General features: G+C 63.0%; 13 protein-coding genes and 2 pseudogenes. 6 read left to right on the forward strand and 9 right to left on the reverse strand.

Annotated elements, in window-relative coordinates; genetic code table 11:
* Positions 1 to 13 precede the first annotated feature (13 nt).
* The gene (locus CV013_RS12365) at positions 14 to 2095 is read left to right on the forward strand and encodes an Atxe2 family lasso peptide isopeptidase (RefSeq protein WP_157935776.1); all 2082 of its coding nucleotides are present in this window, start codon (positions 14 to 16) and stop codon (positions 2093 to 2095) included.
* Here the strand turns inward: CV013_RS12365 and CV013_RS12370 are convergent.
* From CV013_RS12370 to CV013_RS12395, 7 genes are all read right to left on the reverse strand, one after another.
* Positions 2072 to 3817: an asparagine synthase-related protein gene (locus tag CV013_RS12370; RefSeq protein WP_102156015.1), complete on the reverse strand. Its 1746-nt coding sequence runs from the start codon at positions 3815 to 3817 to the stop codon at positions 2072 to 2074. The genes CV013_RS12365 and CV013_RS12370 overlap by 24 nt on opposite strands.
* Positions 3814 to 4461 carry a lasso peptide biosynthesis B2 protein gene (locus tag CV013_RS12375; RefSeq protein ID WP_157935777.1) on the reverse strand — a complete coding sequence of 216 codons (648 nt, stop codon included), beginning with the start codon at positions 4459 to 4461 and terminating at the stop codon, positions 3814 to 3816. The genes CV013_RS12370 and CV013_RS12375 overlap by 4 nt, the downstream gene beginning before the upstream one ends.
* 63 nt (positions 4462 to 4524) lie before the next feature.
* Positions 4525 to 4656: a benenodin family lasso peptide gene (locus CV013_RS15580; protein WP_123639966.1), complete on the reverse strand. Its 132-nt coding sequence runs from the start codon at positions 4654 to 4656 to the stop codon at positions 4525 to 4527.
* A 113-nt stretch (positions 4657 to 4769) separates the two neighbouring features.
* Complete coding sequence (locus tag CV013_RS12380; RefSeq protein WP_157935778.1) at positions 4770 to 5357, reverse strand: GntR family transcriptional regulator; 588 nt, start codon at positions 5355 to 5357, stop codon at positions 4770 to 4772.
* Between the two features lie 10 nt (positions 5358 to 5367).
* Complete coding sequence (locus tag CV013_RS12385) at positions 5368 to 6261, reverse strand: phytanoyl-CoA dioxygenase family protein (RefSeq protein WP_102156018.1); 894 nt, start codon at positions 6259 to 6261, stop codon at positions 5368 to 5370.
* A gap of 11 nt (positions 6262 to 6272) precedes the next feature.
* Positions 6273 to 6893: an acyl-homoserine-lactone synthase gene (locus tag CV013_RS12390; RefSeq protein WP_102156019.1), complete on the reverse strand. Its 621-nt coding sequence runs from the start codon at positions 6891 to 6893 to the stop codon at positions 6273 to 6275.
* A gap of 83 nt (positions 6894 to 6976) precedes the next feature.
* Complete coding sequence (locus CV013_RS12395) at positions 6977 to 7723, reverse strand: LuxR family transcriptional regulator (RefSeq protein ID WP_102156020.1); 747 nt, start codon at positions 7721 to 7723, stop codon at positions 6977 to 6979.
* 300 nt (positions 7724 to 8023) lie between these two features.
* Between CV013_RS12395 and CV013_RS16060 the strand changes: the two are divergent.
* The 3 genes and pseudogenes from CV013_RS16060 to CV013_RS15975 all read left to right on the forward strand — a co-directional run.
* Positions 8024 to 8113 (forward strand): annotated as a pseudogene (locus CV013_RS16060) (hypothetical protein); the annotation flags it as partial.
* A gap of 328 nt (positions 8114 to 8441) precedes the next feature.
* On the forward strand, positions 8442 to 8870 hold the full coding sequence (locus CV013_RS16065; protein WP_223805329.1) for a DNA -binding domain-containing protein: 429 nt from the start codon (positions 8442 to 8444) through the stop codon (positions 8868 to 8870).
* Positions 8833 to 9162: a deaminase gene (locus tag CV013_RS15975; RefSeq protein WP_102156021.1), complete on the forward strand. Its 330-nt coding sequence runs from the start codon at positions 8833 to 8835 to the stop codon at positions 9160 to 9162. Before CV013_RS16065 ends, CV013_RS15975 begins: the two co-directional genes overlap by 38 nt.
* Here the strand turns inward: CV013_RS15975 and CV013_RS12410 are convergent.
* Both CV013_RS12410 and CV013_RS12415 read right to left on the reverse strand, forming a co-directional pair.
* The gene (locus CV013_RS12410; RefSeq protein ID WP_102156022.1) at positions 9151 to 9738 is read right to left on the reverse strand and encodes a zeta toxin family protein; all 588 of its coding nucleotides are present in this window, start codon (positions 9736 to 9738) and stop codon (positions 9151 to 9153) included. The genes CV013_RS15975 and CV013_RS12410 overlap by 12 nt on opposite strands.
* The gene (locus CV013_RS12415) at positions 9735 to 10091 is read right to left on the reverse strand and encodes a ParD-like family protein (protein ID WP_102156023.1); all 357 of its coding nucleotides are present in this window, start codon (positions 10089 to 10091) and stop codon (positions 9735 to 9737) included. The genes CV013_RS12410 and CV013_RS12415 overlap by 4 nt, the downstream gene beginning before the upstream one ends.
* Before the next feature lie 210 nt (positions 10092 to 10301).
* Here CV013_RS12415 and CV013_RS12420 point away from each other — a divergent pair.
* Positions 10302 to 11508 (forward strand): annotated as a pseudogene (locus CV013_RS12420) (IS3 family transposase).
* 120 nt (positions 11509 to 11628) lie between these two features.
* Positions 11629 to 11913, forward strand: coding sequence for a conjugal transfer protein TraD (locus CV013_RS12430; protein ID WP_223805305.1), 285 nt, complete (start codon positions 11629 to 11631; stop codon positions 11911 to 11913).
* The last annotated feature ends 30 nt before the right edge of the window (positions 11914 to 11943 follow it).

An 11943-nucleotide genomic window follows, 5' to 3' on the forward strand; every position in this document is an offset into this window, starting at 1 on the left:
GCATTGCAGGAAGTTGCTGCCCGCGGGACTGCTGCTCCTGATCGCATCGCCGGCTGCTGCGCAGGATTGCCGCGTGCGGCTGCTTCCGCCCCAGGGCGTGGCGGACACACCGAAACGTCAAGTGACCGCAACTGATCTCATCGAATTGCGCGACTTCGGTATCGCGATCGATATTCCGGGAGGCGAGCCACCCTTTTCGCTTTCGCCCGACGGCAACCGCCTCGCGATGCTGCTGCGGCGCGCCGATATCGAGCACAACAGCTATTGCATCGGATTGCTCGTGATTGATCTCGCGACAGGCGACCGGCAGCTACTCGATGTCGGTGGCGAGCCCACGCTCATCGTTGCCGACATGCACGGGCTGGCTGACCAGGGCACCGGTGCCTTCGATGCGCTGCGGACGCAGTGGTCGCCCGACGGGCAGTGGATCGCCTATCAGCGCCGAATTGCGGGCGTCACGCAACTCTGGCGCGTGCGCAGCGATGGCGGCGCGACAGAGCAAGTCACGCATGGCGCACGCGATGTCCGTCGCTTCGACTGGGCACCCGACAGCCGGCATCTGGTGTACGTCGTTCGCGAAACGCCCGTAACCGATTTCGACAGCGGCGGCGGCTATCTTTATGACGAAAGCTTCTGGCCCCTGTCCGCAAGCGTGCCGCAGCCTCCGGCAACACTGGGGTTCGAGTTCCGCACGGTCGAAGCCGATGGCGGGGCCGATCGCGCTGCCTCCGGCGAGGAGCAGCGGTCACTCTTGCCGTCCGGCGATTCCCGCCTGCCTCCTGGCGCGATGCTCCACGCAGAAAGCGAAACCGGTGCGCTTGCCTGGACCGAACGGCCGCAGGGCCAGTATCTCGGTCCGAAACCGCTGCATGCGCGTATCGGCCCGGCGCAGTTCGATTGCAGCGATGCAGCGTGCAGCGACCGGATCATCGGGCTTTGGGCCTGGAATGACGGTGACTTTTTGTTCCTGCGCGACTGGGGAACGCAGCGTCGCGGCGAAGTCGAGTTTTTCCGTTGGCACCCTGGCGAAGCGCCGGTCTCGCTGTACCGGACGACCGACCCGCTCAATGGCTGCCTGCGGCAAGGTTCGAGCTTTCTATGCGGTCGCGAATCCGCCACCCAGCCGCGCCGCCTCGTCCAGATCACGCCGGCGACAGGTCAGTCGCATGTGATCTTCGATCCCAATCCCGAGTTCGGAGCGCTGCAGTTCGGCGCGGTCACGCGGCTTTCTGCCCGAGCGGCGGATGGCGCACCCGCCTTCGCCGATCTGGTGCTGCCGCCGGAGCACGAGACCAGCGAGCGCCACCCGCTGGTGATCGTCCAATATAACACGCGCGGCTTTCTGCGTGGGGGAACCGGCGACGAATATCCTGTGCATCTGCTGGCGGCACGCGGCTACGCCGTCCTGAGTTTCCAGCGTCCAACCCCACCTGCCTATGGCAGCGCGGCAGCCAGCCATAATGACTATCAGCGGACCAATGTTCGCGTTTGGGCCGATCGGCGCCGGGCATTTTCAGCGCTCGAAGCGCTGGTCGATGAAGCTATCGCAACAAGCGCGGTCGACCAGAGCCGTATCGCCATAACCGGGTTGAGCGACGGTATCGCCACCATCCAATGGACCTTGCTGCACAGCGACCGCTACCGGACCGCAATCCTCAGCACCTGCTGCGAGGATCCCTCGACCGTTGCCTTCGCGACCGGTCCGGCCTTTGCCGAGGAAACGCGCGCCTGGGGCTATCCGCCCCCGGGGACAGACGATGTGTCTTTCTGGAAGGAATATTCGCTCGCGCGAAACGCCGGTCGCGTCGCCGCGCCGATCCTCATCCAGGCGGCCGACCGCGAATATCGTCTGGCGCTCGAGACGGTGACTATGCTGCGCCACGCCGACAAGCCCGTCGAACTCTATGTGTTTCCGGACGAGTACCACATCAAATGGCAGCCGCGTCACCGCTACGCAATCTACCAGCGGGTGCTCGACTGGCTCGACTTCTGGCTGCGCAACCGCGAAGATCCCGATCCGGCGAAGGAAGCGCAATATGCACGGTGGCGTGCGATGCGCGCCGGCCACGCATCAGCCGAGGCGCCCACTCCATGAGGCGAGCCAGGCCTCGATCGACACGAGCCGCAGCAGCCGATTGGCGAGCAGATTGGACTCCTCTGCCGAACCGCTGAGCAGGCGCTCGACTTCGGGTCGATCGAGCAGGCCTTGCTGCGCGAGCGCGCCGTCGAGCAGCATTTCGCGAACGAGCACGCGGTTGCGCAGGAACACCGCATAGGCGAATCCGTCAAAGCCACCTTTGGAGCGACGCGCGAGGATTTCCGAGGGCAGCAGATCGGCGAAGGCAGCTCGCGCCACGGCGCGGTTGCGGCCCTCGCGGCACCAGAACCAGCTCGGGATGGCGAGGCAAGTTTCGATGACGGGCTGCGCGAGCAGCGGGGCAAGGATGGTGCCCGCTTCGGCGCGGCGTGCCGCCTCATATTGTCCCTGCATGAGAACCAGCAGCCTGGCATAGGCCTGTACGCCCGGCACCGTTCCAGATGGTGCCGGCAGCCAAGGATGTAAGGACATCGGTTCGATCGAGCATGCTTCGGGCGCAAGCAGCGAAATGTCGTGCGGCCAGGGACGCGGCACCCGTCGGAACAGGCGGCGGATCGACAATCGCAGCGCTTCGGCGCGCGATACCCCGCTCATCCAGGCGAGGTCGTGTACCGTCGCGAGAAAACCGCCTACGCCTTGGCAACGAAGGCGATCGAGCGCCGGAAGAACATTCTGGAAGTACCAGAACACATTGTCGCCACCACCACCCGACACGAAGGCGTCGCACCCCATCTCGCGGGCGGCAAGCAGGCTTGCTTCGTCGACGGCCTGCGAAAAGGCTCGGGCGCTGGGGCGTGGCAGCGCGAACGCGTCGCTTCGCCGGATGTCGACGTCATCGACATCGAGCACGACCTGTTTCCAAGCGAAGCCGCATCGAACTGCCACGGCCTTCGCATAGGGGCGTTCGTCGAGATCGCTGTCTCCGCCCCGCACGGTAACGCAGCGCGCGTTGCGCCCGGCAAGGCTGAGTGCTGCCGTAACGATCGAGGAATCTACTCCGCCCGAGACTTCACTGAGCGGCCGGACGCAATCGCTGGTAAGCGCCCGGACCGTTTGTGCCACGACTTCGCGAACCTTGTGCGCGGCGTCGCCAAAGTCCGACGGCGCGCGCCAGCCTCCGACGAATTGATAGGGCGACCAGAGCGTGGCGACACGCGCTTCGCGTTCCGAGATCCGCAATGCCGTACCGGGCAGCAGTTCGGAGAAGCCTGCAAGCGCCGTCCGCGCCGTGCGCCGGCCGATATGTTGAAGTTCGGAGCGTATCTCGGTCCAATCGATTGCAACCGGAAGTGCCGCAGCCGATCGCGCGCGCTCCGCATCCGAGGCAAGGACCACGCCTCCAGCAGTCGAGGCATAGTAGCAGGGAGTCGCCCCCGATGGGTCGCGAATCGCGAGCAGATGATCTTCGCCGACGAGCAATGCGATATAGCTGCCCCAGAAGGTCGCGACGAGATCGCGACCGCCCGACGAAATCCAGTCCCGTGCCGTGTCCGGGCTGACCGTGCGCACCGGGTTGCCGCTTCGATCAAACAGTCGACCCCAGACGATACCTAGTCCATCCGGCAGAAGCAGCGCGTCGCCGATCCGAGCGCCGTCGAAGTGTAAGTCTGGAAATTGTTGAGTGTGCGAAAGGCGCAGTCTCTGCTCGAGGTCCGAAGTTGGGGCTCGTTCCGCAAGCGCGTTCGGCCCGACGAGCGCCACAAAGCCGTCGCGTCTCATATGACGAGGATCGGGGTGAAGATGCGCACATGATCGACATCGTCGTTCAGGATCTCTGTTTCCGATTGAACCCAGCAATGCGCGCGAAACGGCTTTGCCATCACGCCGAACACCGCGCGCGCGTCGGATCCCTGACGGTGGAGAAAGTCCAGCATCGCAAAGGATGAGACGAGGCAATCTCCTTCGAGCGCTCTTGGTCCCCGTACGCGTTGAAATTCTCTCGCGGCAACAGCGGGGTGCGGGACGATATTACCTACGGGCCTGGATGCTCGCGCGGTCGCGATCAATCCGCTCAGCCCCGATCGGCGCAGGTTCCTACGGGTTCGGCAGTAGCTTGCCCGTGCCCTGCTCCAGACAGCGAGTGAGGGTGCCCGTAAGGATGCGCGCGTAGCCTCGTCGAGCGTTCTGCCCGGCACCGCAATACGGGCCGGGCCCAGGTTGGCCGCCTGAGCTACGGTCCGAACGATGTCAGCGTCGCGCAACAACGCCATCGCTTTCTCACTGGCGTCGGACACTTCAGCCGTTTCGAGCCAGGTCAGAAACGCCGGAGACAATGCGTCGGGTAAGGCAAAATATCGATCGCGGCCGACATCGAGAAACAGCACCGTTCCCGAGGTGATACAGAAGGTTACATTCGGGGCCAATTGCCACGCCATGATGAGACACCGCGACGCCGACGACCGAAATGATCGCCGGCGCCTGGTTCGTCAGTCCTCGTCGGAAAGACCGGCGGCCAGAAGCCCGACGCCGACGATGTCGTTTTCGGGAATCGGGAAGCCCTGCGTTTCAGCCGTGGCCGCACCGAGGTCGACGAGTTCGCGAAGGTCTTGCGTGTCCATGATCATCTCCTTGGTTCCGCCGCGATGAGTCGCGGCAGCCCAAGAGTCCGGACCGCGTCCACAAATCCCAAGTTTATATGGAGCATATTTGCAGGAAGTTCGGCGGCAATATCTCAGCCATGCGCACGGTAACGCAGGCGTAGAAGTTCGGGCACCGCAGCAATCCGCCGCCGATGATAGCGCCCGAGCAGGACGCGGATCTCGCGGCTTTCGGCCTGCGCCAAGCTCGCGAGTTCTTCGTCGCAATCGCCGAACCAGCTTTGCTCGCCGATCCGCACCGCATGCAGCCGGTCGTTGAGCGCGGTGACCGCAGCGAGCTGCTCGCAATTGCCCGACAGCCGCGCAATCCCTGCAAAGAGCGCTTCGGCGCGCTCGGCGATGGACATGGGCGGGTCTGCGTCGATTTGCGCCCTCGGCAGTTCGACAGGGCGTGGCGCGGCGAGAAGCAGTTGCAGGTTCCAGGCATAAAGGTCGCGCAGGTCGGGTTCGGTGAGTAAGGGCACTTGGAAGCCCTCGCCCGCCGCATCGACCATGCGCTCACCGGTCAGCCGATAGAGCGCATCGCGCACCGGGGTGATGCTCGCGGCGAGCTCGTCGGCAAGCGCCGCCGGATCGAGCCGCGCGCCGGGCGAACTGCGCCCCTCGCGCAGCATCCGCTTGAGGCCGCCATAGACACGATCGAAAACCGGTGCCGCATTCATCGCGAAACGCTCAGCAACTACCATCGGCATCGTCGAGGCTTCGGCGGAACGCGCCGACCATCTCCGTCTGGTCGGGGCGCAACGCATCGACCGCGCCAATCCGCTCGGGAAGGCGCTCGCCGAGCAGCACCGAGGGACACAGCCCTTCCCAATTGCCGAGATTGGGGCGGTGCTGGCGATAGCCGACCAATGCGGCGAGGTCCCGCGGGAAGCGCCTTGCGACCTCGGGCGGATAGGCGAGCCACTGATTCTCATAGGGCTTCAGCCAGCCGAGCGAATAGGAGACGATCATTCCGCGCCGGATTGTGTCGGTTCGATTATTGCCCGCACCATGCAGCGTCGATCCGAGAAAGATCAACGCCGATCCGGGCGTCATCTCGACAGCGACGCTCAGTTCCGGCTCGTCGGGATCGAGTGCGCGCACGCCATGGCTGCCCGGATAGACAAGCGTCGCGCCGTTCGCCTGAGTATAGGGCGTAAATGGCCACATCACATTGACCAGATATTCGACCTCGCCCTTCACCCCTTCCCACATATCCTGGTCGCGGTGCGGCACTTGCCGCGGGGCGCCCGGGTGAATTTCGATTGCCTGGGTGAGGTTGAGCTGGATCGTATCGCACCACGCCCCCAGCGCACGCTCGACGAGATCGAGGACTAGCGGATGCTGAATGAATGCGGAGGCATGTTCCGAGCGCGTCAGCAGCCGACCGAAGCGCTTGGTTTGCTCGCCGTAGAAATCGCCACGACAGAAATCGATCGCCGCGAATTGCGGGGCGAGATCGGCGGCGAGCGCCGCCACCTGCGCAGATGAAACCAGATCAGGCACGACGCAGTAGCCGTGCATCTGAAGCTCGGCCTGCCAATATTCGGCGGCAGAGAACGGGCGTTGTATTTGCGTTGCCATGATCCTTCTCCTCAGGCCGCGTCGCGGACGGGGCGCGGCGTGACGACCGGCTCGGGAACGAGTTCGGCGCGCACGAGCAGTGTCGGCGTCTCGGAGGTGATCGCGATCCGGAGCGCGCCGAGCAATGTCGCCCCATTCTCGCGGGGCAGTCCCAACGGCTCGCAGTGCCAGCCGAAAGCAAGTATCTGCTGCAGCCAGGCAATCTCGGCGACGCCGGTATAGGCCTCGATACCGTTTGCCAGCGCATGGTTGGCAAGAGCACAGACCAGGGTGTCGCGCACCCGGCGACGCTGGCGAGCATTCTGGCGTGGGTCCAGAGCGAACCGCGTAATCTCCCGTGTCGTCGGCCCTTTCGGCACCGCACCTTCACAAAGCTCGGGAAACAGTGTGTCGAGGATATGCGGGCGCTCGGTTTCGAGCAGCCGCGCCGAGCCGAGATGTTTGCCAGCCTCGTCGGAGATGATGAGATAGACAGCGTGAGGATCATCGAACTGATCCACCTCAAAGCGCCCGGCTACCACGGGGACATCCCAGCCGAGCAAGTCGACGAAGATCCGCTTGCGCGCTTCGAACATTGCGGCAAGGAGGCCGTTGGGCACGCCCTGCGTGCCGCTAAGGGTCGTCAAATACATGATTTTCGCTCCCGTCTGATGGACGGATGATCCTCTCTCCAGATGCCCTTGCGCCCTATCCCCATTTCTGGGGATAGGGCGCACTAGCGTCGGAAAATATCGCTGAAAGAGATCAGTCCGTCGAACAGGGCACGCACCGCGAGCACTGAGCGCTTGGGCACATCGTAGCGCTCTCTGGCCTGTTTGAGATGCTGGGTGACCGTTTCTTGGCTCAATCCCAGAATCCGCGCGATCTCCCAATCGGTCTTGCCGCGCGCCATCCATAACACGCAGTCGCGCTGGCGTTCGGTGAGCGTTGGCGCCTGCGCGTCCAAGCTCCGCGTACCGTTGATCCGGCGCGCTGCCTCGAAGGCGAAGGCGCCCGTCAATTGCGCAAGCGGCAGATTGTCGAACGGCACGCAGCGCCCCGTCGCCACCGCGAACGAACAGGAGCCGGTTGCTTCGCCCGGCACATGCGCCGGGACGGTGAAGCCATCACCAATCCCGCGTTCGCGCGCGCAATCGAGCACATGCCGGTCGACCGGGGTAAGCCGGATCAGTTCGGGCACGCGCTGCCAGGTAAAGCCGATGCTCGTCGCCTGACTGGCCCGGTGGACCGGATCGCTCACCCCGAGGCGGCGCGCATCAAACCAGGCGACCCAGTCATCGGGGTAGTTGTGCAGACGCACCGCCGCATGGCCCGCCGCCGCGAAGTCTACATGATGCGTCAGCGCAAAATAGTCGAAACCCATGCTGATAGAGACACAAGCCAGCGCCTGCATCAGATCGGCGTTCGTCGACGCCTGTCGCGCCAGGCCGAAAAACTCCCTGGCTATGAATAGTCCACTCATCGTCCGCATCGACCAAGGGGGCGTTTCCCAACCCGCCGGATCCCGCAGATCGCCTTTTATGGGTCGGGCGGCATCGCTCTCATGGCGCGCGCCAGAACCCGCTACACCGCCGCCTTCCCGACATCCTGTTCACCTGTTCCCCATTTCAGGGGAAAGCGCGGCGCTCCATATCATGTTGTGCTTGCGGTATCTTTATGGAGATGCCGATCATGCGCCATCTGACCACAGCCGCTTCCAAAATGCAAATATTTGCGAATTATTCGCAGTTTATTTACAGCAGTTTCCCCGGGAAACCGAGAATTGGCTGATCGGGCCGAACTGCGCGCGCCCGACGGCAGCGATCCACAAGCTTATCGCTGGCTTGCATCGCTCGACCGCGAAGGCTGGGCCTGGGAATGGTTGCGCCGGGATCCCGACTATCGCGGCGCCCGGCGAACCGAGTCACAAGCCTGTGCGGCACCGCTCTTCCTTCCGGCGGACAGTCCCGATCCGCATCGGGGGTTGCTCTTTCGCCGAGGACCCCACCCACTCGGCCCAGGACGCCGCAATCCTCTTCGATGCCGCGACCGATGCATGGGTGCTGCCCTGCGAAATCGTCGATGGCAACGCGGATCGCGTCGATCTGCTGCACACGGGGTGCTTTTCAGCACTGCTGCACGGCGAAGACCCTTGCGAGCATGTGCTGCTCTCCGACGGCATTCGCCGTGTGCGCCTCGATGTGCATGGCGGCAGTCTGCGCGAGGGCCCCGTAGCGCTGCGGTTTTGCTTTACCGGATTGGCAAGGATCGGCGCGCCGCTAACGACGCTCCGCCGGCTTGCCGCCTTCGAGCGATTAGGGCGTATGCCCCGCTACTTGTTCCCCGCCGAACGGCGCGCGGACCGCTGGACGCTCGCCTTGCGTGCGCACGATGCGAGGGCGCACGGCGCGAGCCAACGTGAAGTGGCCGAAGCGTTGTTCGGAGTTGCACCCGTCCGACGCGATTGGGACGCAGCATCAGATCATCTGCGCTCCAGGATCCGGAGGCTTCTGCGCTTGGGTGCTGGCATGACTGCAGGCGGGTGGCGGACCTTGCTCGCTCCTGCTTCGACCGGAGCCGCAGCAGCAAAAGATGGAGAGGAGAAGACAGGCGCGCCTCGCGAGGGGTAAGCGGTTGGGAGCAAGGCTACCGGCGGCCCACTGCGGAAACCCGCACGTTTATGCTGCCTTCTATCCGACAGCCCATGCCGAGATCGCTGTAATTCGGAGCGCCTGCAAGACGCTCGAAGCGCCATTCCTCAATGGCTGCATTCTGTACTTAAGCTCCGAACCTTGCCCCATGTGCATGTCAGCCATTTACTGGTCGTGCATCTCGACTGTCCGGTTCGCAACGGACCGACACGCTGCGGCGCGCGCCAGGCAGCCTGCCGGCCATCATTTGCACGTCGCCTTATCTCTCTAAGTCGGTTTCATAAACCGTTCTGATCCAGTTGGGCAGGCGAGGCAATGCGAAGACCAGTCGCCCGTTCGCAAATGTCAGGCAATGGCTCGGCGGTTCATTGAGGCGCGAATTGTCGAAGACCATGCCCCGATCTGCTTTAAGGACCGCGGCGCGAATGAATGGCGCGCCACGCGCATAACGGGCGCGGATCTTGTCCTCGGGTACGATGTGTCCGCCTTCCTCGACGCGCGTACCGACACGCGCGACGGAGAGGTCTGGCGTATCGACGCCGACATGCATCACGATGACGGTGAAACCTTTGGTCCGTGCTTCGTCGATCAGCTCAAGTTTGGAGGGATGCGAGAAGACAGTTTCGGTCACGAAATCGCGACCTCGAGAAAGATACTCATCCCGGCGCGAAGACGCGATCCTGGCTGCTTCGTAAGACGCGGCTGGAGAGGGATCGCGCAGTTCGTCGCGCTGGATGATGTCGGCGTTGATGAATGGTCCTGCGAAGCTTGGTGCTACGCGGGTCTGGTAGAGGGTCGACTTACCTGCGCCGTTGGGTCCGGCAAGCACGATCATCGTCGGCGTCATGCCTTATGCGCGGCCTTCTCACGCACGAGATTGCCGGCTGCATCGAGGCCAACACCTAGTCCAAGCTGCCGCCGCCGGGCAAAGAAAGCGTCTTCGTCTGATCCCGGCTGCGCCAGCTTCTCGACAAAGCTGTCGAGCCAGACATCCTTCTCCTCATCAGTGAGGTCGGTTGTCTCGATGTCGCCCGCAAGTGCGGCGGTGATGCGGGCATGATCGAAATTGCCCGATTTTTCGATGGCGCGGCCTATGCGCACCCAATGCGCGATCTGACTAGCAATCGAGCGGCTCTGTAACTCGGACTCGCGGCGGACGATCTTCATGATGTCGTCAGCAAGTTTGATGGACTGGGCCATAGGTCACCTCCAGCCCATGAGGTAGCATTTTGCCACCCCTTTTTCAAGCACGTCGTGCAAAGTTGTATCAAAGCGCGGCACGGCGACTTCGAGATGGCGCCGGGCAATGGCGCAGAAGTCGACGCGAGATTTTCGGAAATATTGACGTTGCTCTGCCACCTGAAAACTGGACCATTCGCAGCTAGAGTTTTCCGCCGTAAACATCCTTGGCTGGGCGAGGAGTTACGGCATGAGCCGAAGGCAGGCGAAGCCAAAGCATCGAAGTTCACGGACGCGCAGAAAGCGTTCGTCGTCAAGCAGGGTGAGGAAGGAACGCCGGTGGCGGAGATCTGCCGCAAGGCAGGGATCAGCCAGGCGACTCACTTCAACTGGAAGAAGAAATACGCAGGGCTGATGCCGTCTGAGATGCGGCGGCTGCGTGAACTGGAAGACGAGAACGGCCGACTGAAGAAGATCGTCGCCGATCTGACACTGGATCACGAGATGTTGCAGGACGTCATCCGCCGAAAGCTCTGAGGCCGGATCGGAAGCGCGAGCTGGTCGACGGGATGCTGGCGGACTGGGGCGTGTCGATCCGGAGGGCCTGCCGGGCTTTGCCGTTCGACACTTCCAGTTATCACTACCAGTCCCGTCGCACCGATCCGGCCTTTCTGAAGAAGCGTATCAAGGAGATATGCGAGACGCATGTGCGCTACGGCTACCGGCGGGTGTATTACATCCTTCGCCGTGATGGTTGGCATGTGAACATGAAGAAGGTTTACAGACTTTACAGGGAGTTGGGCCTGCCGTTGCGGAACAAGACGCCGAAGCGGCAGGTCAAGGCGAAGCTCCGCGAAGACCGTGCTCCTGCGATCAGGTCGAACGATGTCTGGGCGATGGACTTTGTGCACGACCAGCTGGCGACAGGTCGAAAGCTGCGCATTCTGACGGTGGTCGACACGTTCTCACGGCTATTGCCGGTGATTGATCCCCGGTTCAGCTATCGGGGTGAGGACGTGGTTGCCACACTGGATCAGGCATGCAGAAGGATCGGCTATCCCAAGCCGATCAGGGTAGACAATGGCAGCGAGTTCATCTCGCGGGACATGGATCTGTGGGCTTACCAGCGCGGTGTGATCCTGGAGTTGGCTTCGCCGCCCTTCGGGTCTCCCGCCCTGCCAAGCCCACAGACAACGCCTTTATCGAAGCGTTCAACAGCAAGCTGCGCAGCGAATGCCTGAACGCCCACTGGTTCCTGTCGCTGCAAGATGCTTGCGAAAAGCTGGAGGCCTGGCGTAGACACTACAACGAAGAACGACCGCACAGTGCGATCGGGAATATCCCCCCGATCATGCTGGTAAACTCAGCCGGTGTGACCAGCCCACCGGACTCGAGTAAGGCGGAAAACTCTAGACCTGAGCGGTCCAAGGTTGGGTAGCAGTGCAACAACCGCACGGCTCTAATCCCAGCTGAGGGAAAGCTGGGGGTCACGTCAAAGGCAAAGGGCGCCACACTGCGAGCGGACCTCGCCAGCAGCCGGAAGGCACTCTCCCGCTCGATGGCGACGCGGTATCGGCTTGAGGCAGCAAAGACACGAACCGACATGCGCGAATGGCAGGTCAAACGACGCGAACGAACCCGGCAACTGATTGAGCTGGGCGGCCTGCTCGCCAAGGCCGATCTGGTAGAACTGCCCGACGATGATCGCGCGGCGCTCTACAGTGCATTTCTCACCGTTGCTGCCAAGCTGCGCGGGCCGGATAGCGCGCAGGCGCTGGTGCTGTTTCGACGCAAGGGAGGGCGGGCGTTTGAGGCTGAACAGGGCAAAGAAACAGGACTTTGACCTGTTCCTTTGCGAAGCCTCCCCAATATC

It is taken from the genome of Tsuneonella flava, assembly GCF_002870965.1.
GTDB lineage: Bacteria > Pseudomonadota > Alphaproteobacteria > Sphingomonadales > Sphingomonadaceae > Tsuneonella > Tsuneonella flava.

What these genes read in the sequence shown, in the direction of transcription:
- CV013_RS12370 (WP_102156015.1), bottom strand. Translation starts at nt 3,817, where the DNA reads ATGAGACGCGACGGCTTTGTGGCGCTCGTCGGGCCGAACGCGCTTGCG.
- CV013_RS15580 (WP_123639966.1), bottom strand. Translation starts at nt 4,656, where the DNA reads ATGGACACGCAAGACCTTCGCGAACTCGTCGACCTCGGTGCGGCCACG.
- CV013_RS12380 (WP_157935778.1), bottom strand. Translation starts at nt 5,357, where the DNA reads ATGAATGCGGCACCGGTTTTCGATCGTGTCTATGGCGGCCTCAAGCGG.
- CV013_RS12385 (WP_102156018.1), bottom strand. Translation starts at nt 6,261, where the DNA reads ATGGCAACGCAAATACAACGCCCGTTCTCTGCCGCCGAATATTGGCAG.
- CV013_RS12390 (WP_102156019.1), bottom strand. Translation starts at nt 6,893, where the DNA reads ATGTATTTGACGACCCTTAGCGGCACGCAGGGCGTGCCCAACGGCCTC.
- CV013_RS12395 (WP_102156020.1), bottom strand. Translation starts at nt 7,723, where the DNA reads ATGAGTGGACTATTCATAGCCAGGGAGTTTTTCGGCCTGGCGCGACAG.
- CV013_RS15975 (WP_102156021.1), top strand. Translation starts at nt 8,833, where the DNA reads ATGGAGAGGAGAAGACAGGCGCGCCTCGCGAGGGGTAAGCGGTTGGGA.
- CV013_RS12410 (WP_102156022.1), bottom strand. Translation starts at nt 9,738, where the DNA reads ATGACGCCGACGATGATCGTGCTTGCCGGACCCAACGGCGCAGGTAAG.
- CV013_RS12415 (WP_102156023.1), bottom strand. Translation starts at nt 10,091, where the DNA reads ATGGCCCAGTCCATCAAACTTGCTGACGACATCATGAAGATCGTCCGC.
- CV013_RS12430 (WP_223805305.1), top strand. Translation starts at nt 11,629, where the DNA reads ATGGCGACGCGGTATCGGCTTGAGGCAGCAAAGACACGAACCGACATG.